This window comes from Clostridium lundense DSM 17049 (genome assembly GCF_000619945.1).
GTDB lineage: Bacteria > Bacillota > Clostridia > Clostridiales > Clostridiaceae > Clostridium_AO > Clostridium_AO lundense.
Genome location: NZ_JHVC01000037.1, coordinates 1 through 22,119, shown reverse-complemented (window position 1 = coordinate 22,119; position 22,119 = coordinate 1). Strand labels below are relative to the sequence as shown.

Sequence of the window (22,119 nt, the reverse complement as noted above, 5' to 3'; positions counted from 1 at the left end):
CTGTAAGTGAAAACATAATAGCTTCAAAAGTAAGAGAAGCAGATAAAATTATTGAATCAATAAAAGAAAAATATACAAATGTAAAGTTAAGTGATGATGTGAAGATTGTACCAATAAAAATAAATGATGAAGGAAGTAAAAATACAATATTTAGACTAAGTGGTTCAACAGTTAATTGCTTAAAAAATAAAGAATTTGGTGTAAGAGTATCGTTTAAAGATTCAGAAATAAAATTATCTTACAATAAAATTAAAGATGTAAACTTATATGAAAATATAGAAGTTAGAAGAAATGATGTAAAAGAAGATGTTAAAAATAAAGTAGTTAATAGTATATCCACTGAAAGAAATATTGTTTCACCAGTATACAATGTAGAACTATATAAAATTGGTGATGACAATAAGAAAGAAGAAAAATTGGATATGAAAGGAACACAAATTGGAGTTAAGTTTAATAGTTCAGATTTCAAACATATAAGCAAAAAAAGTTTAAAAATTAACTTCTATGACAGTAAAGAGAAAAAGTTTATACTACTTAAATCAAAGTTTGTTCCTGAAAGAAATATGGTAGTAGGGGAAATTAAGTAGTTATTAGAATTATAAAGAAGGGTGATAATTATTATGAAAAATAGAATAAAATCTATTTTAGGTATGACATTTTTATTTACATGTATAAATATTTTTCCTATTAGTGTAAATGCAGCAAATGATGAAGTGTCAACATCTATTAATGAAGACATATTTGTAGTTACAGGAGAAGCAAAAGTTCAAAGGGTAGCAGGTAAAGATAGATTTGAAACTTGTGTAAATACAGCTAAGAAATTAAATTCAAGAAGTGATGAAGAAAAGTGTAAAAATGTAATTGTATCTTCTGGATTTGGATTTGCAGATGCACTTTGTGGAAGTGTATTAGCTAAAAAAATAAATGCACCTGTATTGCTTGTTGGAAAGGATATGCAAAATAGTCAAAATGCATTAAATTATATAAATAGTAATGTATCCAAAGATGGTAATGTATATATACTTGGAGGAGAAGCTTCGGTAAATAGTAATATTGAAAATACAATTAAAAATTCAGGATACAAAGTAAAAAGATTATATGGAAAAGATAGATTACAGACTTGTAATGAAGTATTTAAAGAATTAAATATAAAAGAAAAAACTCCTATTGTAATAGTTAATGGATTTAATTTCCCAGATGCATTAAGTGTTAGTGCACCAGCTAGTATAAACGGATATCCAATATTATTAAGTGGAAAAGATACTCTTCCTGACTATATAAAAAATATAATTAATGGAGTAAAACCTTCAGAAATATTCATAATAGGAGGAGAAGGAGCAATAAGTAAAAATATTGAAGGAGAAATAAACAAGATTAATTCTGGAATTAAAATAAATAGATTAGCAGGTAAGGATAGATATGATACGTCTCTAAAAGTAAATCAACATTTCAAAAATAATGAATCTGTACTTTTAGCGTCAGGACAGAACTATCCAGATGCACTATCAGGTAGTGCATTAGCAGCACAGATAAATGGTTCATTATTACTTGTAAATGATACTGCTGTAAATGAACAAATAAGGTTTATAGATAGGGATAAGACAGATGATGTTATAATACTTGGTGGAAAAGCATCAGTAAGTGAAAAAGTGCAAGAAATAGTAGAAAAAATATTTAAATAAAGATAAAAGATAAAGGGGTTTTTTACTTGAAAAACCCCTTTATCTTTTATTTATAAATTAAGCTTTTCGGTAGTGTTAACGGAAGAAAAGCATTCTTAATTTTTTATAGGTAGCCTTCTTCTTTTAATAGTTCAGCAGTAAGCACAGAACCACCTGCTGCACCACGTAGAGTATTATGAGAAAGACATACAAACTTATAGTCAAATAAATTATCTTCTCTTAAACGACCAACAGTTATTCCCATACCATTTTCAATATCTCTATCAAGTTTGGTTTGTGGTCTATCAGCTTCTTCAAAATAAGTTAGGAATTGTTTTGGTGCACTTGGTAAATTTAAAAGTTGAGGTTTGCTGCTATATTCTTTCCATAGCTTTAAAATAGCTTCCTTTGAAGGTTTAGCTTCAAAAGATACGAAAACAGCAGCTAGATGACCATCAGATACAGGAACACGTATACACTGGGAGGTAATTATAGGTTCAACTGCATTTACAATTTTACTATCTTCAATATGTCCCCAAACCTTTAAAGGTTCATTTTCACTTTTTTCCTCTTCTCCAGAAATAAAAGGAATAATATTATCATTTATTTCTGGCCAATCTGAAAAAATTTTTCCACTTCCTGATATAGCTTGATAAGTGCATACTAATATTTTCTTAGGTTTAAATTCCATAAGTGCATTTATAGCAGGAACATAGCTTTGAATTGAACAATTTGGTTTAGCTACAATAAATCCTCTTTTAGTTCCTAATCTCTTACGTTGATTTTCTATTAACTTTAAGTGTTCATGATTAATTTCAGGAATAACTACAGGAACATCAGGAGTCCATCTATGGGCAGAGTTATTTGAAACAACAGGTACTTCTGCTTTAGCATAAAGTTCCTCAATTTTTCTTATTTCATCTTTAGGCATATTAACTGCACAGAATACAAAATCTACTTTAGAACTTATTTCTTCAATTTCATATATATCTTTAATCACTATATTTTTCACGTTCTCTGGTATAGGAAGGTCTAGTTTCCACCTATCCTTTACAGCTTCATAATAAGTTTTACCAGCAGAATTTTTGCTAGCTCCAATAACTACAATTTCAAAATAGGGATGATTTTCTAATAAAGTAACAAGCCTTTGTCCAACAAAGCCTGTGCCTCCAAGTATACCAACTTTAAGTTTTTTATTCATAATAAAATACCTCCCAGTAATAATATAATATCTATATAATTTTTAATATTAAAATATGCTATATTAATATTATACGTATATTTTTTACAATATTTATTGCTTAAAATGCTTTAAATATTGCAAAAAGTGCTATAGTATTAAAGTGATATGTTTAAAGAGAGGGTAGTTATGAAAAATGAAATTGATAATTTAAAAAATAAGAGAGGATATTTGCAAAATGATTTTAAAATATTTCATTTAAAAGATAAAAAGGGGTTAGAGTTTGAATTTCACTATCATGATTTTAATAAAATAATTATTTTTATTTCAGGAAAAGTGATTTATTCAATAGAAGGAAAGGGATATAAATTAAAACCTTGGGATATATTGCTTGTAAATAGTAATGAGGTACACAAGCCAATAATAGATAAAGGAGAGACCTACGAACGTATAATAATATGGGTGAATTCAGATTTCATATTAAAACATAATAGTTCTAACTGTAATTTATTTTCTTGTTTTAAGTTAGCATCTAGTCAGAAAATTAATTTACTAAGATTAGATTCACAATCATTAAAAAATATGAAGAATATATTGTATCAACTTGAAGAAGCTAAGAATGATTTTAGGTTTGGAAATAAAATACTTAGTAATTCATTATTTTTACAATTTCTTGTATATTTAAATAGATTATTCTTAGAAAGAAATAATGTAAATGAACTAAGTGATATTGAATATGATGAAAGTATAGGGAAAATTTTAGATTATATAAATGAAAATCTTTCTGAGGATTTATCTATAGAAAAACTTTCTTCTAAATTTTATATAAGTAAATATCATCTAATGCATAAATTTAAACTACAAACAGGGTATACAGTCCATAATTATATATTACAGAAGAGATTAGTAATGGCCAATTCATTAATAAAAAATGGTAAAAGTATTACAGAAGCAGCTGCAGAAAGTGGATTTAATGATTATTCTAGTTTTGTTAGAAGCTTTAAAAAAAATTTTGGAGTTTCACCTAAAAATTATTTAAAAAAATAATATAAATTGTAATAAATTTGTTGTATTTTTGTAAACATTTTTGGATATAGTTGTAGTAAAATGAATATAGTGATATATAAAATATAAAGAAACAGGTGAAGCTTATATGAAAAACATGACAAACTATGAATTAAATTCTGCATTAGAAAGAAAGAGAAAAAAAAGAAAGAAAAAAAGAACTATACGAATGGTATTATTAACTTCTGTAGTATTATTAATCTCTTTTATAGGGATAAAAAATGTTATAAATAAAAGAAAGTTACTAGTTAAAAATAATATTAGTACAACCTATGCAGGATCAAAAGAAAATATACAAGAAAGTAAAAATAATCAAGAAAATAAAGTGGACAATAATGTTAATGAGAATTTAAATAATAATAAAAACGATAAAAATGATAAAAATGATATAAAGAATGAATCTAAAAATAATAAAAATTTTACTAAAGGTATTGTAATGTCTGTTGATAAAATATGGAGTAAGGAAGATAAAAGAAAAGTAGCCTTTTTAACTTTTGATGATGGTCCAAGCCCTCATACTCCTTATATATTAGATATATTAAAGAAATATGATATAAAAGCCACTTTCTTTGTATTAGGTACTTCTGCTAAAAATTATCCGGAATTTTTAAAAAAAGAAGTAGAATTAGGTCACTCTATAGGAAATCATACTTATAGCCACAAAATAAGATATTCAGGAGCGTATACCCCAGAAGCTTTTGTACAGGATGTAAAAAGGTGTGATAATGCTATTAAAGAAGTATTAGGACAAGACTTCAAAACTAATTTGGTTAGGTTCCCAGGAGGATCTTTTAATCATAAAAGTTATGAAACAGCATTACTAAATTCTGGATTTAAGCATATTGATTGGAATGTAGAAAATGGGGATGCAAGAAGATTAAATGTTCCTAAGGAAGAACTAATTAATAATGTAAAAGAGGAGATTGCTGGACATAATAAAGTAGTTATATTAATGCATGATTCTGCTACAAAGGAAACTACTGTACAAGCCTTACCAGAGATTATAGAGTATTTAAAATCTCAGGGATTTGAGTTTGGAATAATAAGCCAGAATAATTAGTTAAATTCTGCATATAAAGTGCTGTATATTTAAAATATAGCACTTTTTTTAATACTTTAAATGTGGTAAAATTGACTTTGAAATGTTTACAATGAGAGGAAGAAGGGATAGAATAATGTTGGAATTTCAAAATGTATCTCTAAAGGTAGAAGAAAGTGGAAAAGAAGTTACTATATTAGATGATATAAATTTAGAGCTGGGAGAAAATAAGATTTATGTTATAACTGGTCCAAATGGAGGGGGAAAAACTACATTATCAAAGCTTCTAATGGGGATTAGAAAGCCTACTTCAGGAAAAATTGTTTTTGATAACAAAGATATAACAGATATGAATATAACTGAAAGAGCAAAGAAAGGCATAGGATATGCTTTTCAGCAGCCACCAAGATTTAAGGGTTTAAAAGTAAGGGAACTTTTAGAATTAGCTGCTAAGGCTGATAATAATACTGAAGTAGATTTATGTAAATTATTATTAGCAGTAGGGCTATGTCCTCAGGATTATATTGATAGAGAGATAAACAATAGCCTTTCAGGTGGAGAATTAAAGAGAATAGAAATTGCTACTATTTTGGCAAGAAAATTAAAGTTAGCAGTTTTTGATGAGCCAGAAGCGGGAATAGATTTATGGAGTTTCCAAAAGCTTGTAGAAACTTTTAAAAATCTTCATGAAGAGAGTAAGGTAACTCTTGTAATTATATCTCATCAAGAAAGAATAATTGAACTTGCTGATGAAGTAATAGTTGTAGCTGATGGTAAGATAAAAGAAAGAACAAATAAGGATCATATCTTATCTCAGATAGTTTCAGAGTCAGCTTGTGGTTGTAATGCAGTTTGTGATAGGAGGAGATAAGTATGCTAGATTCTGTAGAAGAAAAGATATTAAATATTATAGATAATGTGAAAGATATATTTGGTGGAGCACACAATATAAGAAAAGATGGAGAAAAACTTGATAGAAGTGTGTCTCCTAATATTAATATAGTGAATAAGACTGATAAAAGTGGAATTGATGTAATAGTAAAACCTAATACTAAAGGTGAGAGCGTACATATACCTGTAATTTTAACTCAAGAAGGTATTAATGATTTGGTGTATAATACTTTTGAAATAGGAGAAGGTTCAGAAGTAGATGTAGTTGCAGGATGTGGAATACATAATCCTGGGCATTCAAAAGCTCAGCATGACGGAGTACATGAGTTTTTTGTAAGAAAGGGTGCTAAATTAAAATATATAGAAAAGCATTATGCAGAAGGAGAAGGACAAGGGAAAAAAGTATTCAACTCTAAAACTATCCTCCATGTAGAAGAAGGTGGAAAAGTAGAGATGGAACTTATACAAATAAAGGGTGTAGATAGTACAAAAAGAGAAACATCTATTTATTTAGAAAAAGAAGCAAACTTAGTCATAACAGAAAGAATGCTTACAGATTATAATCAAGATGCAGAGTCTCATATAAATATAGAGATGAATGGTGAGGATGCAACAGCACAAGTAATTTCTCGATCAGTTGCAAAGGCTGATTCAAAACAAGTATTTTATTTTAATGTAACTGGTAAAAATAAATGTAGAGGACACGTACAATGTGACTCTATAATTATGGGAAATGCTAAAGTGAATTCAATTCCATCTATTTCAGCAGAGCATAATGAAGCAGAATTAATACATGAAGCAGCCATAGGGAAAATAGCCAATGATCAGCTTATGAAACTTATGTCTTTAGGACTTACAGAAAAAGAAGCAGAGGATACTATTTTAAAAGGTTTCTTAAAGTAAATATTTAAAAGATTGGGCTAATTTTAGCTTAATGGAAAGGAACTTAAAATGAAGAATAAGCAATCCTTAGTTAATATGATATTTATATTGATAACCATTTTTACGATATTTGCGAAAAGTCTACCAGTAGGTTCTACTGGTAGACTAGTATTAACAATTATTAGTATACTTTTGGTTATTCCATATGTTATAATAATAATAAAAGATAAAATGTATAATAATAAGTTGAATTTATTTGCTGCTATATTAGCTATATTTCAAATTTTTAATATACTTTATTATACTTATGTACTCAAAAAATAAAAAAAAGCTGTGTTCTTTAAATAACATTTAAAATTAAAAAAGGCGGTTTTTTTAATTTTTTAAAAGGCGGTTTCAAAAGTTTTAAATGGATCTTATTATGAAAATTAAATGAACACAGCTTTATAGCAATTATTAAGTTTTATTTATAAGAATTTTATAATAAACTGTGCTCTATATAAATTGTTAAATTATCTTAAGGAGTAAGGATACTATTTCTAGGAGTTTAGGAGCATTTACCATATAGGTAATTTATAAAACAGAAAATTTAAGAGCACAGTTAATTAACATAAATAAAAAAGCAACCTAACCTTTTTTGGTATGGTTGCTTTTATTTTACAAAATAAATTTATTACAAAATAAAACATTTTTGCAATACAAAAATTTTATAATATAACTTTCCCACCCGAAAGATTAATTATTACATAAAATTTAGGCAGGTCTCCTGACTTATGAATCGTTCTAACCTTACCCTTCCCCTTTTCAGAGTGGATTTATTAAGGCTTGTCATCAATTACAGTAGCGGGGGCTGCTGTGGAATTTAACCACATTCCCTTTTCACCTATGAAACATAGGCACCTAAATTCGGAATATTTAATTTTTAGTACATGAAGATTGTAACATTGAATACTAAAAATGTCAACAAAATATTAAAATAAATATTTTGTTGTTTTTTTAGGTAAAAATATTAATAAATGTTGAAATATTTATTAATAAAGTGTACTATAGTAAATGATGTATAAATATAAATATTTTATATTTATATAATAAATATGTAAAAATTGAATAATATATGTAGTGAAGTTTTTGTAAAGTTTTGCAAAAGTAAAAGGGAATGAGGTGTAAATCCTCAACGGTCCGGCCACTGTAATTGGTGAGCTGCTTCCAATATGCCATTGAGAATATTCTTGAGAAGGCGGAAGTAAAGCTATGATCCATAAGTCAGGAGACCTGCTTCATTATTATAATGATACAGCTTCCAAGGAAAGTTAAGTATCTACGGTTTTATGAAAGTTTATATTAAATATAAATTTTTTAATTTTGTATATGATAAAAAACCTTAGTTTTCATTGGAAACTAAGGTTTTTATTATTTTAAAATGAGGTGTTATTAATGTTTAAAAAGAAATCACTATTAATTATGTTGCTAGTTTTAATGATTTTTTCAATAGGATGTGGAAAGAAAAATGAAACAAGAGTAGTAACTAATAAAGTGGATACTAAAACTGTAGAACAAAAAAAACAAGATAAAAATGATAAACAAAAAAATGATATGAGTGTATATAAGGGGTATAAAGGACCAGTACAAGGAGAAATAAAATATCAAGAAGGAAGACCAGCTAAGCAAAATTCACAAGATTTAAAAGCTAGTGGAGATATAGGAAGTCCTTATCATGTGGATTTAATTGTAACCAAAGATTTTGGACATAATAAAATGTTTTCAAAAAATGTAGGTTTGGTAAAAGATGAAGTTGGTATGGAAGTTCTTTTTAGAAATTTGAATATACAGACTGCTTATGGCGGAGGATTTGTAAATTCTATAAATGGACTTGAATCAAAATACACATTTTTTAGTGGAGCAGATAGACAAAAAGAAGATTGGTTTTATTGGGTAAACGGAATATTGGCACCAGTTGGAGTTGCAGAGTATAGACCATCAAATGGAGATGTAATATGGTGGGACTATCATGAATGGAATACAACAATGTTTATACCAGCTATAATAGGTTCTTATCCTGAACCATTTAAACATGGATTTTGGGGTAAAAATCCTGGAACAGTAGTAATGTACACTGACGAGTTTAAAGATGATGCTGAAAAGTTGAAGAAGAGCCTAATGGAAAAAGGAGTAAAGTCTATAGATGTAGTTCCATATAATGCTAGTAGTACAGAAAAACCTGAAAAATATCATATATTGCTAGGAAAATGGGATGATTTATTAAAAGATAACAAAAGACTTAAAGAAATGAACTGGAGAAACAAACTTGAAGGAATATATGTAGAGTTTAAAGATGGAAAGTTAAATGCATTAGATAATACAGGTAAGGTAATTAAAAGCTATGATAAAGCTGGTGCAGTTTATGCAACTTCTGCAGGAATGGGATGTACAGTACCAGTTTGGCTTGTAACAGGTACTGATTCTAATAATGTAAGAAAAGCATTAAATGTGTTATTAGAAAAACCAGAAAAAATAAAAAATTACTTTGGTGCAGTTGTATCAAATGATGACATTATTAATGTACCATTTATTCAATAATGTTATATAATTTCACCATTGGAATAGATTGAGTTATTTCTAAGATAAAGAGTTATGTAGGGATGTGAACATATGAAAATTAATCTAAAAAAAATATGCCTATGCTTTTTATTTACATTTGCATGCATATTTGCTATGAGTGATAAAACATACGCAGAAGATATAAATTTAGAAGTAAAACCATATTTAAATGGGAAAGTTAAGATAGGAGGTATAAATCCAGTAGAAGTAACAGTTGAATCTTTAGGAAAAGATATAAATGGTAAAGTAAATTTATACATTGAGGATGAGAAGTATGAACATGATATAAATATTTCAGCCAATAATGTAAAATCGTATACATTTTCGGTTCCAATAAAGAAAGCAGTAAAAAATATAAAGGCTACTGTAACAGAAAAAGATAAAATTTTAAAAGAAAAAGGATATCCTGTACAGATTTGTGATAATAAGACTTTATTTGTAGGAATTTTTAGTGATAATTTAAACAACTATAACTGGTTTAAAAATATAAATATAACTCCAATGGATATTAAAAATGCAGAAATTATAGATTTAAAAAATAAAAATTTAAATTTAGAATACATTGATAATTTAAACTTAATAGTTATAGATGATTTTAATTCTCAGGGTTTAACTAATGACCAGCAACAAAATTTAGATAGTTGGTTAAATAATGGAGGGATAATATTTGTTGGACAAGGCAAATATGGTTATAAAAATTTAACAGGAGCATTTGAAAATGTAAAAGATGTAGTTACTGTAGGAAAAGGTTCTATTATTCCTATAAAATTTGATTTAACAGATAAAAATAATTTAAATCAGTTAAATAATGTAATAGTAAAAAATATAAATAATAATTTTTTATATAATTTAACTCAAAATAGTAATTTTAAAGATGAAGGAATAAAAAGTGAGAAGCTTAAAAACTGTGCTAATAATATGTTGAAGATAAATATTAATATAATTTATTTTTTAATATCAGTAATGTTTATTTATATAATTGTTTTTCTTATATTAATATTTATCAAAAGAAGCAAAGCCTATTTATGGGGAGCTACAATTTTAGTTTTTTCTTTAATGGTTTTTGGTGTTTATTCTATTGAGGACATATCAAAGGAAAAAATAACAGTTGCAACTTTAAATACATATTCGGGAAATAAAACAACTACTAAATCTCTATTTAATGTATATCCATATAAAAAAGATTTAAATATACAGATTAAAGATTCCATAGCTATGTGTCAACAAGGAACAGGTAAGTATAGTTTAGATCCTATTAATAAAAAAATAATATATAACCCAACAGTGGAAACTAATTATTTATATAATGTTTCTATGAATAACATGGAAAAGAAAATAGAAAATAAACTAGTTTTAGATAATGGACGTATAAAAGGAAAAATTTTAAATGGATTTCCATATAAATTAAAGGATTGTTTTTTAATAGTTGGAGATACCCTTGTTAAAATAGGTGATTTAGATAGTAAAGAAAGCATTAAATTAGACTATACATTAGATCATAATTTAAAAGGCAATGGGGATTATGAATATTTAAGTAATATAGAGAAGGTTGTAGAGGATAAATATGAAAAAGAGTTTTTAAAATATTATTTTAATTTAAATAATGTTGAAGAGTTAAATTGTAAATTGATAGGTTTCTATAAAGGAAAAACAAATTTAAATGTTAATGGGAAAAATAGAAAGTTAAATGGAATGAATATGGAGGTTTTACCAGTTAACATCCAATTTAATAAAAAAGAAATAGAGTTACCAGAGGGATTAGTACAAGCTATAGTGCAAAAAGAATCTGATGATAAAGAAGGAAATATAAAAGAGTACACTTTTAAAAAGGATGAATATATAAAAATTTATTATTTAATTCCTAAAAATATAAATGCTAATAAGATTATTTTAAATAATACATTTAAAGATGGAAACTTTTCTATTGAGATGTTTAATTATAGTTTAAACAAATGGGAAAAGTTAAATACATTAGCTATAGTTGATTTACAAAACATAAATGATAATAAATTATTAGCTTTAAGAATAAAAGGTAACGGAAGACTTATAATTCCAGGGTTATCATTACATGGAACTCTAAACTAAGGTGGTGTTTATATGAAAAGGGATTATAGAAACATTTGTATAGATGATGGATTTATAATATTTAGTTATATCATAACTATAATTATGGTACTTTTAGCTTATTTATTTATTGTAGTTTTTAAATGTGAACAATATAATTTTGATGTTTATAAAAAAGTATATATGTATTTTATAATATTTCAATTTGTTATGTTTTCTTTAAGTTTAATTCATTTTACAAAGGATAAATTTTTAAATATAGAAGGTTTAATAAAAGATTTAATTAAGGTTTTAATATTAGCTTTTTCTATAATACCTTTTATATTAATCATATTTATATCTGGTAATGTAAAGAGTTTGAATTTTTGGGTTCCTATTGGGATAGAAGTTGCATATGGATTTGCTATAGTAAGTTTTAATAGATTGCTAAGCTTAAATAAATTATTTAAAAATTATTCAGCTTTTATAACTCATTTTGTTCAATTTTTTACAAATATATTAAGCTTAGTTTTTCTTTATATATATTATAGATATTCTCAAATAGTTATAACAACTGTATATGATAAAGATATTCCGAAAGTATTTTTTCTAAATCCTATATTAACAGCAGCGGGATATATAAACAAGGAAATAACAGATTATACTCAAATGGGAATAAAACCTGTAATATGCACATTGGTATTTTGGAGTATATGCAGTTTAGTTAATGTTTTAATAATACATAAACTGTATAAGGTAAAATCCATGTCACAGGATGGTTCTGTCCAAACTGAAGTTTAATTATAGATTAAGTGATTCTTAGTTTCAGATGGAATTTGTTTAAAAAGAGTACTTACTTCAGATGAGGCTTAGAAAAAGAATTAGGAGGACGGAGTGTTGAAGTGGAAAACTGTTGAGGATGTTTTAAAAAAGTTAAGAAAAAAACTATGGATTGAAATATTACTTGAAAACTTAATAAATGGAATATTAATAGGAAGTATTTTAGGTTTTTCTATTGTTGTGTTAAGTCATTTTAAGTCTATAGTTTATATAAAACAAAAGATATTCTATATATTTATAATTTTGCTCATATTTATGATAATTAAATCAATATTACAAAATCCATCCATAGAAAAAGTAGCGAAAGCTGGAGATAATTTAGGACTTAAGCAAAGGCTTATAACCTATGTGGAATTGAAGGAAGACAAAGACATGGATGGTGTCTTCCAAATCTTTAAGGAAGATTTAGAGGATGAGTTACAGAATTTTGATTTAATAAAAAAATATAAAATAAATTTACATTATAAAAAAATAATATGTTCAATTATGATAATTAGTATAAGTTTTGGAAGTTATTTTATACCTTCTTTTTCTAGAGAAAATGCTTTAGAAATGGAGGAGATAAACAAAAGTATAAAAAAAGAAATTGTTCAAATAGATAAGGTTAAAAAAGATATCACAAAAGGGTTAAAAGATGAAAAGGAAAAAGAAGAAATTTTACAGGTATTTAAAAAATTAAAAAAGGAATTAAAAAATACCTATAACTATGATAAAGCTTTAATGGAAGTAGCAAAAGCACAAGAAAAGTTAAACAATATAACTGGAATGAAGAATGAAAAAAATTTAAAGTTAGGTGCATCTATTTTTAAAGGAACATCTCTTCAAAATAGTGAACTTGTTACTGCACTGCAAAGCGGAAATATAGATGACAAACTTTTTAATAATAATATGAAAATTTCACAAAGTGATAAGGAAAAAATGATTAAGAATTTAAATGAAAATAAAGACTTCCTTAATAATAATGATATTAAGGAAAGTGTACAAAATGAACTAATGAAAAAAGAAACTACTACAAAAGATTTAGTGAAGTCTTTAAAGAAACAAAATGATAGTTTTGAATTAAGTTCAAAACTTGGAGAAACAAAAGATAAATTATTATCTAAGGGTGAACAAAAAGGATTTGAAAATAGAGAGGGAAATAAAAAATCAGAGAATTTCTCATTAGGTGGAAAAGAAAATAACTATAAATATGGAGAAAACTCAAATATAAAAAGCACACAAAATACAATTAGTGGTAATGGAAATAGCAGAAGAGAAGATAATAATTCTGTAGGTTCTAGTAAAGTTGGTGATAATAAAGAAGTAAGAGAAAAGGGTAACAAAGGAACCATAGGTAAATATAAGGAAGCTACTACTGTAAAAAAAAGCAATAGTGTTTCCAATGTAAATTCAAAAGTTAATGATAGTGGAAAAGTATTTGACAAAAGTGTTGAAGAAGTTATTGGGGAAAATGGTAGTACACAAACTATGGAAAATAGATGGCTAGATTATAAAAAGGAAGGAATGGATTATATATTAAAGTACAACATTCCATTAGACAAGGAAGAGATAGTTATAGATTATTTTAAAGCATTAAAAAAGTAGGAGGAATTGATTGTGGAAGAACTTTATATAAAAAATTTTAGTCAAAATTATGAAGAAGTAGAAAATGAGATAAAAAAAGCAATTATAGGACAAGATGAGGTTATAAGAAATGTACTAATTGGAATAATTGCAGGAGGGAATGTGCTTTTAGAAGGTATGCCTGGTCTTGGGAAAACCCAATTAGTAAAAACTATAGGTAAAGTTTTAGATTTGGAATTTTCTAGAATACAGTTTACTCCAGATCTTATGCCATCAGATATTATAGGTACTGAAATAGTAACTAAAAAAGATGGAAATATAGATTTTGTATTCAAAAAAGGTCCTATATTCAGTTCCATAGTACTTGCAGATGAAATAAATAGAGCTACTCCTAAAACTCAAAGTGCATTACTTGAGGCTATGGAAGAAAGAAGGGTGACTGTAGGTAGCACTACCTATGATTTACAAGAACCCTTTTTTGTACTTGCTACACAAAATCCATTGGAAACAGAGGGAACATATCCCCTTCCAGAAGCACAATTAGATAGATTTATGCTAAAAGTAAATATAAAATTACCAGAGTTTGATGCTATATCTTCTATAGTAGATTTGACTACAGGAGATTATAAATTAAATAATAATACTAATAAAATTTTAGACGGAAATAAAATAATGAAAATGAGAGAAATGTCTAGAAAAGTATTAATAGGTGAATCAGTAAAAAAATTAGCTATAAATATAGTAACAAGTACATATAGTGAAAAAACCGATATAAAAATGGTTAAAGATTATGTAAAATGCGGAGCAAGCTTAAGAGCAATTCAATCAATTATACTATCTGCTAAAGTTAGATCTTTAATTGAAGGAAGGTATAATGTGGCTTTCGAAGATATAAAAGAAATGGCGTACCCTTGCTTAAGACATAGAATTATTTTAAATTTCAATGCTTTATCAGATAAAGTAAGCGAAGATGACATAGTTAAAGATATATTAAGTAAGGTGAATTAAATGGATAAGTTTTTAGCAGAGCTTGAACAGGCTTCCATTAACATAAGAAGAAGAATATCAGGAAGTTTAACAGGTAATTATAAAAGCTATAGACTTGGAAGCTCCTACGACTTTTATGGGGTAAGACCATATTACAAAGGAGATAATATAAGAAATATTGATTGGAAAGCATTTAGTAGAACAGAAAAAATATATACAAAATTATTTACAGAGCAAAAACAAATTAGTGTTACTGTACTGGTAGATAATAGTAAGTCTATGGGTTTTGGACAACCTGATAAATGGACTATGGCTAAAATGTGTGCTTTAGGAATTAGTTATATAGCATTAAAAGAATTAAATAAATTAAATGTATATTCCTTTAATGACTCAATTGAATTAAATTTAAATAATCTAAATAGTAAAAAATTATTTTATGAGGTATTAAATAAAATAGAAAAAATAAATCCTTCAGGGAAAACAAATTTAAAAGAAGTAATTTCTTCAATTAGTAGTTCAAAAGGAATAATTTTTATAATAACAGATTTATTAAGCAATGATATTAATGAATTCTTACAAAAAAGTGTAGGAAAATATGAAAAAGTAGTTTTGATACATATAATGTGTGAAGAAGAAATGAATCCTAAATACAATGGGAAAATTAAATTTATTGATAGTGAAACAGGAGAAATCAAGATAGCTAACGTAGGAAAGAAAGACATAGAATTATATAAGCAAAAAGTTAAAGAGTTCACTTTAAATTGTAAAGAAGAATGTGAAAAAAGAAACATAAATTATATATTTGCTCCTAAATATAATTCTCCTGTTCAGATTATATTAAAGGCAATAGAGGTGGAATAATATGACGTTTTTAAAACCTCTTAGATTACTAGGACTACTAGCATTAGCCATTATAGTTTTGATTCATTTAAAAAATCGTAAATTAAAAGAAGTACAAGTGCCTAGTATAAAATTATGGGATAAAGTTTTTGGGGAAATTAATAAAGTTAGTAAGAAAAGGATAAACAAATATATACTATTATTTTTACATCTTTTAATAGGTGTATTTATTATTTTAGCTTTTGCTGAGCCTAATCTAATATTAAAAAATAAGAATAATTTATATACATTAGCCATTGATTGTTCTATGTCTATGAATGCCATGGAAAATGGCAAAACACATATGGATGTACTTAAAGAAGAGGTAAAAAAGTTTACAGATAGTTTACCTAAAAATTATAGGTATAACCTAATTCTTATGAAGGATTATTCAGAAGTTATAAAAGAAAATGTAAATAAAAATGAAATAATAAAGGAATTATCTAAAGTAAAGCCTGTAAAGGAGCCTTTAGATGTGGAAAAAGGAAGTAAAATAATAAATTCTTTCAAGAAAAATGTTGTAATATTTACAAATAAAGAAGTATTTACTGGAAATAAAATAATAAAAATAGGAAGTAAATTAAATGATATAGGTATAATATACGGAAATTATTATAAAGATTCACATAAGTGTTATTGTATTGTGAAAAATTATGGAGAACAAAAGAAAGAAGTAAATTTAACTTTAAAAGATGATAAAGGAAATATCTTAGGTGCTAACAACTGTACTTTAAATGTAGGAGAAGAAAAAAAGGTATCTTTTCATTATGTGTTAAAAAACATAAAGGCATTGAATTTCTACATAGATAATAAAGACATGATTTATGAAAATAATTATTATTCAATTTCTATTGATGAATCTAGCAAGAAAAAGGTGGTAATGCTAGGAGAAAATTATTTTATAGAAAGAGCTATAAGTATATTGCCTTATGTGGAATTTTCAAAGAAAGAAAACTTAGATTTTAATAAAGATAAATTTGATCTGTACATAATATGTAAAAAGGATATAAATGATGTTCCAGAAAAATGTAATGTATGGTGGGTAGAATCTCCTAAAAATATGCTAGGTAAGAATGTGGTTAAAGGAGAAATAAGCATTAAGGACAGTAGAATGGTTGGGGGAATAAATGAAATTAAAAGTTATGGACAAGGAAATGAAATAGTAAATAAAGATGAGAAGTTAAGAGAAATAATGAAAATAAACAATAAACTGGTTATGTGTAGTGATAAAAATAATAAATTGTACTCATCACTAGATTGGACTAAATGTGACATGGTATTAACACCTGCATTTCCTGTATTAGTGGATAATGTTTTAGATAATTTATTATTTAAAGATAAGAAAAATTATGAGTATAAAGACTATGTAATAAACAATCAACAGGATTTAAATACTGCAAAAACATTTTCTAATAATTTAATGAATTTAAATTTGAAAAATGTCTTTGTAATAATAATACTCATTATATTGATAGTAGAATGGCAGGTGTTTAAAAATGAGTATTAATTTTGATATAAAAATGATAATTATATTTTCTTTAATAATTATTTATTTTATATATGAAGCTTATAAGGTGAGAAATTCCTGGGATAATAAAAAATTAATGTTTTGGATTATAGTGAGAACATTAATAATAATATTACTATTTTTGTCCATAAGTAACTTTAATGTAAGATTAAAAAATGTGGATACATCAACCATATTTATAGTAGATGAATCTTTAAGTACGGAAAAGTATAAAAAAGACATAGAAAACTATTTAAATTATCAGATTAGTAAAAAGAATAAAAAGGACAAAATAGCTGTAATAGGATTTGGAAAAGAACCAGCTATAGAGTATCCCTTAACCTATGAAAATAAAAATATACAGTTATCCTCCAAAATAAATAAGAACTTTACTAATTTAGAAAAAGCTATGGATTTTGCAATTTCATATTTTCCTAAAAATAATAATAGAAGATTAGTAATTATCACTGATAAAAAAGAAAATTGCGGTGATATACATAATATTAAAGAAAAAATCAAAAAAGAAAATATAAATTTAGTATTAAAAGAAGTTAAAAATGAAGTAGAAAATGATGTACAAATAACAGACATTATTATTCCTGAAAATATTTATGAAAATGGGAATATACCTGTAAAAATAAAAATAGATAGTACCTATGAAGATAAGGGAGATATATATTTATATCTTAATAATAAAAAGGTGTTAACAAAAAAAGTTAGTGTAAAAGAAGGAAATAATGAATTTCAGTTTACTATTCCTATAATAAATGAAAATGAAATTGTATTAAAGAGTGAAATAAGTTTTTCGAAGGATAGAAATTTATTTAATAATGTTTTTACTGTTTATAAAAATATTAGAAAAGATCATAAGGTACTTTTAATAAGTGAAAATGTTAAAGATGCAGAAAATATGAATAGAGTTATGGATAATTTAAATATAAAAAGAACTAACTATATTTCAAAGGAAGTACCTAATGACATAAATTTTTTATGTGATTTTAGCGAAATAATCTTGATAAACACAGATTATAAAAGTTTACCACAAAAATTTGATGAAACTTTAGAAAAAGCAGTAGAAAAATTTGGAGTAGGGTTACTAGTTATTGGAGGAGAAAATTCCTTTGCTTTAGGAGGATATGAAAAAACTACATTAGAAAAAATACTTCCAGTATCCTGTAAAATGAAAAACAATAGAAAACAAGCCAATACAGGTTTAATTCTTTTAGTAGATTGCTCAGGAAGTATGAATGATGAAAGTGCAGGAGTTAAAAAAATAGAATTGGCAAAGCAAGCAGCTATAGAAGCAATAAATGCTTTAGAAAATGAAGATTATGTGGGAGTAGTAGCATTTTCAGATACTGTAGAATGGGTAGTACCTTTTCAAAAAGTTAATGATAAGAAAAAAATAGTAGAAGATGTAGGAAAATTAAAATCAAAAGGTGGTACTCTTATTATTCCAGGTTTAATAGAAAGCATGAAAACTTTAGAGAATGCTTCCACAAAAGTTAAGCATATGATTTTTTTAACAGATGGACAAGCGGAAAAAAGTGGCTTTGATAAATATATAAATGAAATGAAAAAAAATAAGATTACAGCTTCCACAGTAGCTGTTGGAAATGATTGTGATAAAGAAGTATTAGCTCATATTGCGGATTCTTCTGGAGGAAGAAAATATGTTTCAAAGGATTATTTAAGTGTACCTCAAATTTTATCTAAGGAAACATATATTTCACAAAAAAAATATATAAATAATGAAAGTTTTACACCAAAGCAACTAGATAATGTGTTTAATAAAGAACATATGGCGTTACCAAAGCTTAACGGATATATGGGTACAGGAATAAAAAAGGAAGCCAATTTAGTTTTACAAAGTGACAAAGGAGATCCTATATTTGCTCACTGGAATTATGGACTTGGAAAGGTAGCAGCATGGACATCGGATATTAATGGAAAATGGAGTGATGAGTGGATTTCTTGGAATGGATTCACTAAATATTGGTCTTCTTCAATAAATTATTTGTTAAAAGATAAAGATGGAAAAGAAATAAACCTACAACTTAAGAGAAATGGTGGAAATGTAGAAATTTTAGTAAAGAGCAATAAAAATATTAAAGATGGAGCCATAGAAGCCGTAGTTGCATGTCCAGATAATGTAGAAGAAAATGTAAATGTAAATAATATAGGTGAAGGACAATATAGAGGGGAATTTTTATTAAATGAAACTGGTAAATATAGTTTTTTAGTTACTTTAAAGCAGGGAGATAAAATTATAGATAAAACTATGAAAAATATACATTTAGATTATTCTCCTGAATATAGCATCAAAAATGAAAAATATAATGGACTAGATGAAGTACTTATGGAGTTTAATGGTAAGTATTTAAATGGAGATGAAAATATATTTAATCAGAGCATAGATAATAAAAATATATCCTATATAAGTTTAGATTTTGTATTATTACCAATAGTATTCTTATTATTTTTAATAGATATATTATTAAGGATTAATTAATGAGAGGAGGAAAAATAATAATGAAATTTAAAAAGAATTTAAAGATTATAATACCAATACTTATTGTTATTATAACTTTGGCAAGTTTTGGGTATCTAAATAGTGATATTTACAGAAGAAAAACTCTCAAGAAGCAGGTTTATCAGGCCTCGCAAAAGACTATACAGTATTATTATGATACTTATAAACCACAAGAATTTGCAGGTATACTTGATTGGCCTGCTTTGGGACTTTATGGTTTTGGAGAGGATATAAGTGGTCCAGTATGGACTGTAAATGGAAAAAATGCAGCCTATTGGAGAGAACAGCAAGTAAAAAATGGAGATGGACTTTCAAAAACTAAAAACACAGATTATCAAAGAACTATAATAGGCATAACAGCAGCAAGAAAAGATCCTCGTAATTTTGGAGGAGTTAATCTAGTTAGAGCTGTAAAAGAAACAATGCTTGAAAATGGTCATTTTGCAGATTCTGTAGAGGATAAAAGAACAAAAAAACCAGTAGGAGATGACCTTATAAATGCTCAATGCTTTGGTGCTATGGCTCTTCATTGTGCAGGTGAACCTATTCCTAATAGAGATAAAGCTATAAGGTGGCTTGAAAAAAATCAGCACCATGATGGAGGATTTACTTGGGATGTAAAGGACTTTAAAGATAAAGAAGATTACTTGAAGACAGCATCAGATGTAGATATGACAGCAGCGGTTCTTATGGCTTTCAGCATATTAGGAGCTGATAAAGATTATCCACCAGTAAAAAGGGCATTAGACTTTTTAAGAAAACATCAGTTAGATAATGGAGGATTTGAATCATGGGGAACACAGAATCCTGAAAGTGATGTTTGGGCAATGCAGGCAATATTAATGTATGGAGAAAATCCTATGAGTAAACAATGGGAAAAGAAAAAAGGATGTAATCCTGTAACTTTCTTATTAAAACATCAGTTGCCTAATGGAGCATTTACTCATGTGTTAGATGAAAAGGACATGCTTCCTGTATATGATAATAGCTTAACTACTTATGAATGTTTATATGGTATGGCAGACGTTTATAATGAAGAAACAACTTATGATAAACTTTTCAAAGCTAATAGGCCAGAAGCAGAAAAGATATTATATAGTGATTTTAAAGCAGGAGACTATGGCTACAAAGAATCTATAGAAGTTGTATATGACTACATTATGGATACTTATAAAGATGGAACATTTAAACCTAATAAAAAGGTTACAAAAGGTGAACTTGCAAGATATTTAGTTAATGCTTTAAAGCTTCAAACAGATTTTTATGAAAAATATAGTGGAGATGAACTGAAGTTTGTAGAAAAAAATAAGAAATCAGACGTACTAGAAATAGATAATGATAACAATTATATAGAACTTTGCATGGGAAAAGGAATATTTAAAGATATTTCTACTTTAGATAAAAAAGGTGATAATGATAAAGAAATCACTGGACAAGAGTTTATATCAGCATTAATTAATGGAAGTAAACTTAAAAATAAAAATTTAAAAGCTGAAAAGCTTACTTTTGATAGCTTCAACGCCAATGAAACTATTAATAGAGCACAGTGTGCTGTAAGTTTTAGCAAATTTAAAAATTTAATGAAGTAAACTAGCAAGATAAATATATTAAATTTATCCCTTAATTAATGCTGATTATATAAATATATACGGTTTAATTATATCAAAATTAAAGTATATGAAGAAGAGGAGGAGATAACTAAACTGCTTTAATAATTAAAATAGTGGTTTTTAAAAATTAATAGGAGGTTAGTGTATGTTTAACAAAAAGCAGTATAAGAGTATGATTAGCATGCTAATGACATTTGTTATGGTTTTCACTAGTGTAGATAGTGGAATTGTAGGAATGAAAACAGTATTTGCAGAAGCTGTTAAAGAAGACAGTTCAGTAGTAAAAAATGATAGTAAAGCTACTGAAAACTCAAAACAAGATGATAAAGCTTTAAAAGTTGAAAATAAAGCTACTGAAGAGAAAAAAGAGGTCATTAAGGAGGATAAAAAGAAAAATTCCTCTGAAAATGTTAAAAAGGATATTGAAAAGCCATCAGTAAATGAAGAAAAGAAAGATGTAATTGATGGAAAATTAGATATTCAAGATATAGTAAACAAAATACAAAGTGATAGTATAGGAACAATTTCTATAAAAATAGTAAATGATTTTACAAAAGTAAAGGTTGGAGACCAAATTGAACTTCAGGTAAAGGATGAAAATAATCAAGCAGTACCTGTGGAAAATTTAACTTTTACAATGAATGATGAAAAGTTAGGAAGAATGGATGAAAAGATTTCTAATAAATTTATAGTATTAGGATCAGGAACCATTGTAATAAAAGCAGCATTAAAGGACAAGCCTAATTTAAGTGATGAGGTAGAGTTTAAAGTCCAGGGAAATTCAGAAACAATTCCGGGGACAACAGCAACAGCAGTACCACAAACAGATTCAATTAAAGTA

18 protein-coding genes and 2 riboswitches are annotated in these 22,119 nt (G+C 26.5%); of the genes, 17 read left to right on the top strand and 1 reads right to left on the bottom strand.

Translation table 11 applies throughout. The annotated features are described in order from the left end of the window. Together T514_RS27090 and T514_RS25285 are read left to right on the top strand one after the other, a co-directional pair. The coding region (locus T514_RS27090) for a hypothetical protein (protein WP_027626598.1) at positions 1–587 on the top strand (587 nt) is incomplete at its 5' end. Between the two features lie 33 nt (positions 588–620). Beyond that, positions 621–1,682, top strand: coding sequence for a cell wall-binding repeat-containing protein (locus T514_RS25285; protein ID WP_051542244.1), 1,062 nt, complete (start codon positions 621–623; stop codon positions 1,680–1,682). Positions 1,683–1,785: 103 nt separating this feature from the next. Here the strand turns inward: T514_RS25285 and asd are convergent, their stop codons facing one another. Beyond that, a complete protein-coding gene (gene asd / locus T514_RS0121480) occupies positions 1,786–2,862 on the bottom strand; it encodes an aspartate-semialdehyde dehydrogenase (protein WP_027626597.1) in 1,077 nt (358 codons plus the stop codon). A gap of 168 nt (positions 2,863–3,030) precedes the next feature. Between asd and T514_RS0121475 the strand changes: the two genes are divergently transcribed. The 15 genes from T514_RS0121475 to T514_RS25270 form a co-directional block, all read left to right on the top strand. After that, entirely contained in the window at positions 3,031–3,888 is an 858-nt protein-coding gene (locus T514_RS0121475; RefSeq protein ID WP_027626596.1) for an AraC family transcriptional regulator, read from the top strand. A 106-nt stretch (positions 3,889–3,994) separates the two neighbouring features. Then, positions 3,995–4,966, top strand: a complete 972-nt coding sequence (locus T514_RS25945) for a polysaccharide deacetylase family protein (protein WP_051542242.1) — start codon at positions 3,995–3,997, stop codon at positions 4,964–4,966. Positions 4,967–5,081: 115 nt separating this feature from the next. Next, positions 5,082–5,816 (top strand): ABC transporter ATP-binding protein, encoded by a 735-nt coding sequence (locus T514_RS0121465; protein ID WP_027626594.1) that lies wholly within the window; start codon positions 5,082–5,084, stop codon positions 5,814–5,816. A 2-nt stretch (positions 5,817–5,818) separates the two neighbouring features. Beyond that, positions 5,819–6,739: a SufB/SufD family protein gene (locus tag T514_RS0121460; RefSeq protein WP_027626593.1), complete on the top strand. Its 921-nt coding sequence runs from the start codon at positions 5,819–5,821 to the stop codon at positions 6,737–6,739. 48 nt (positions 6,740–6,787) lie between these two features. Then, positions 6,788–7,042, top strand: a complete 255-nt coding sequence (locus T514_RS0121455) for a hypothetical protein (protein ID WP_027626592.1) — start codon at positions 6,788–6,790, stop codon at positions 7,040–7,042. A gap of 415 nt (positions 7,043–7,457) precedes the next feature. After that, positions 7,458–7,637, bottom strand: a riboswitch (cobalamin riboswitch). A 186-nt stretch (positions 7,638–7,823) separates the two neighbouring features. Next, positions 7,824–8,012, top strand: a riboswitch (cobalamin riboswitch). 140 nt (positions 8,013–8,152) lie between these two features. Next, complete coding sequence (locus T514_RS25940) at positions 8,153–9,295, top strand: DUF4430 domain-containing protein (protein WP_027626591.1); 1,143 nt, start codon at positions 8,153–8,155, stop codon at positions 9,293–9,295. Positions 9,296–9,367: 72 nt separating this feature from the next. Further along, the gene (locus T514_RS0121445) at positions 9,368–11,401 is read left to right on the top strand and encodes a hypothetical protein (protein WP_027626590.1); all 2,034 of its coding nucleotides are present in this window, start codon (positions 9,368–9,370) and stop codon (positions 11,399–11,401) included. A 12-nt stretch (positions 11,402–11,413) separates the two neighbouring features. Next, entirely contained in the window at positions 11,414–12,160 is a 747-nt protein-coding gene (locus tag T514_RS0121440) for a hypothetical protein (RefSeq protein WP_027626589.1), read from the top strand. 96 nt (positions 12,161–12,256) lie between these two features. Beyond that, complete coding sequence (locus tag T514_RS0121435) at positions 12,257–13,783, top strand: hypothetical protein (protein WP_027626588.1); 1,527 nt, start codon at positions 12,257–12,259, stop codon at positions 13,781–13,783. 12 nt (positions 13,784–13,795) lie between these two features. Further along, entirely contained in the window at positions 13,796–14,770 is a 975-nt protein-coding gene (locus T514_RS0121430; protein WP_084284823.1) for an AAA family ATPase, read from the top strand. Continuing rightward, positions 14,771–15,610 (top strand): DUF58 domain-containing protein, encoded by an 840-nt coding sequence (locus T514_RS0121425; protein WP_027626586.1) that lies wholly within the window; start codon positions 14,771–14,773, stop codon positions 15,608–15,610. Between the two features lies 1 nt (position 15,611). Next, positions 15,612–17,135, top strand: coding sequence for a vWA domain-containing protein (locus T514_RS0121420; RefSeq protein WP_027626585.1), 1,524 nt, complete (start codon positions 15,612–15,614; stop codon positions 17,133–17,135). Further along, a complete protein-coding gene (locus T514_RS0121415; RefSeq protein ID WP_027626584.1) occupies positions 17,125–19,647 on the top strand; it encodes a VWA domain-containing protein in 2,523 nt (840 codons plus the stop codon). The genes T514_RS0121420 and T514_RS0121415 overlap by 11 nt, the downstream gene beginning before the upstream one ends. 20 nt (positions 19,648–19,667) lie before the next feature. Further along, the gene (locus tag T514_RS0121410) at positions 19,668–21,257 is read left to right on the top strand and encodes a prenyltransferase/squalene oxidase repeat-containing protein (protein ID WP_027626583.1); all 1,590 of its coding nucleotides are present in this window, start codon (positions 19,668–19,670) and stop codon (positions 21,255–21,257) included. A 166-nt stretch (positions 21,258–21,423) separates the two neighbouring features. After that, positions 21,424–22,119 (top strand): hypothetical protein (locus T514_RS25270; protein WP_034869909.1); only part of this gene is annotated, 696 nt, incomplete at its 3' end.

Bases quoted from the DNA above. Each gene is read 5' to 3' on its own strand.
- T514_RS0121410 (WP_027626583.1), top strand. From the start codon at position 19,668: ATGAAATTTAAAAAGAATTTAAAGATTATAATACCAATACTTATTGTT.
- T514_RS0121445 (WP_027626590.1), top strand. From the start codon at position 9,368: ATGAAAATTAATCTAAAAAAAATATGCCTATGCTTTTTATTTACATTT.
- T514_RS25285 (WP_051542244.1), top strand. From the start codon at position 621: ATGAAAAATAGAATAAAATCTATTTTAGGTATGACATTTTTATTTACA.
- T514_RS0121460 (WP_027626593.1), top strand. From the start codon at position 5,819: ATGCTAGATTCTGTAGAAGAAAAGATATTAAATATTATAGATAATGTG.
- T514_RS25945 (WP_051542242.1), top strand. From the start codon at position 3,995: ATGAAAAACATGACAAACTATGAATTAAATTCTGCATTAGAAAGAAAG.
- T514_RS0121420 (WP_027626585.1), top strand. From the start codon at position 15,612: ATGACGTTTTTAAAACCTCTTAGATTACTAGGACTACTAGCATTAGCC.
- T514_RS25940 (WP_027626591.1), top strand. From the start codon at position 8,153: ATGTTTAAAAAGAAATCACTATTAATTATGTTGCTAGTTTTAATGATT.
- T514_RS0121425 (WP_027626586.1), top strand. From the start codon at position 14,771: ATGGATAAGTTTTTAGCAGAGCTTGAACAGGCTTCCATTAACATAAGA.
- T514_RS0121440 (WP_027626589.1), top strand. From the start codon at position 11,414: ATGAAAAGGGATTATAGAAACATTTGTATAGATGATGGATTTATAATA.
- T514_RS0121455 (WP_027626592.1), top strand. From the start codon at position 6,788: ATGAAGAATAAGCAATCCTTAGTTAATATGATATTTATATTGATAACC.
- asd (WP_027626597.1), bottom strand. From the start codon at position 2,862: ATGAATAAAAAACTTAAAGTTGGTATACTTGGAGGCACAGGCTTTGTT.
- T514_RS0121415 (WP_027626584.1), top strand. From the start codon at position 17,125: ATGAGTATTAATTTTGATATAAAAATGATAATTATATTTTCTTTAATA.
- T514_RS0121475 (WP_027626596.1), top strand. From the start codon at position 3,031: ATGAAAAATGAAATTGATAATTTAAAAAATAAGAGAGGATATTTGCAA.
- T514_RS0121465 (WP_027626594.1), top strand. From the start codon at position 5,082: ATGTTGGAATTTCAAAATGTATCTCTAAAGGTAGAAGAAAGTGGAAAA.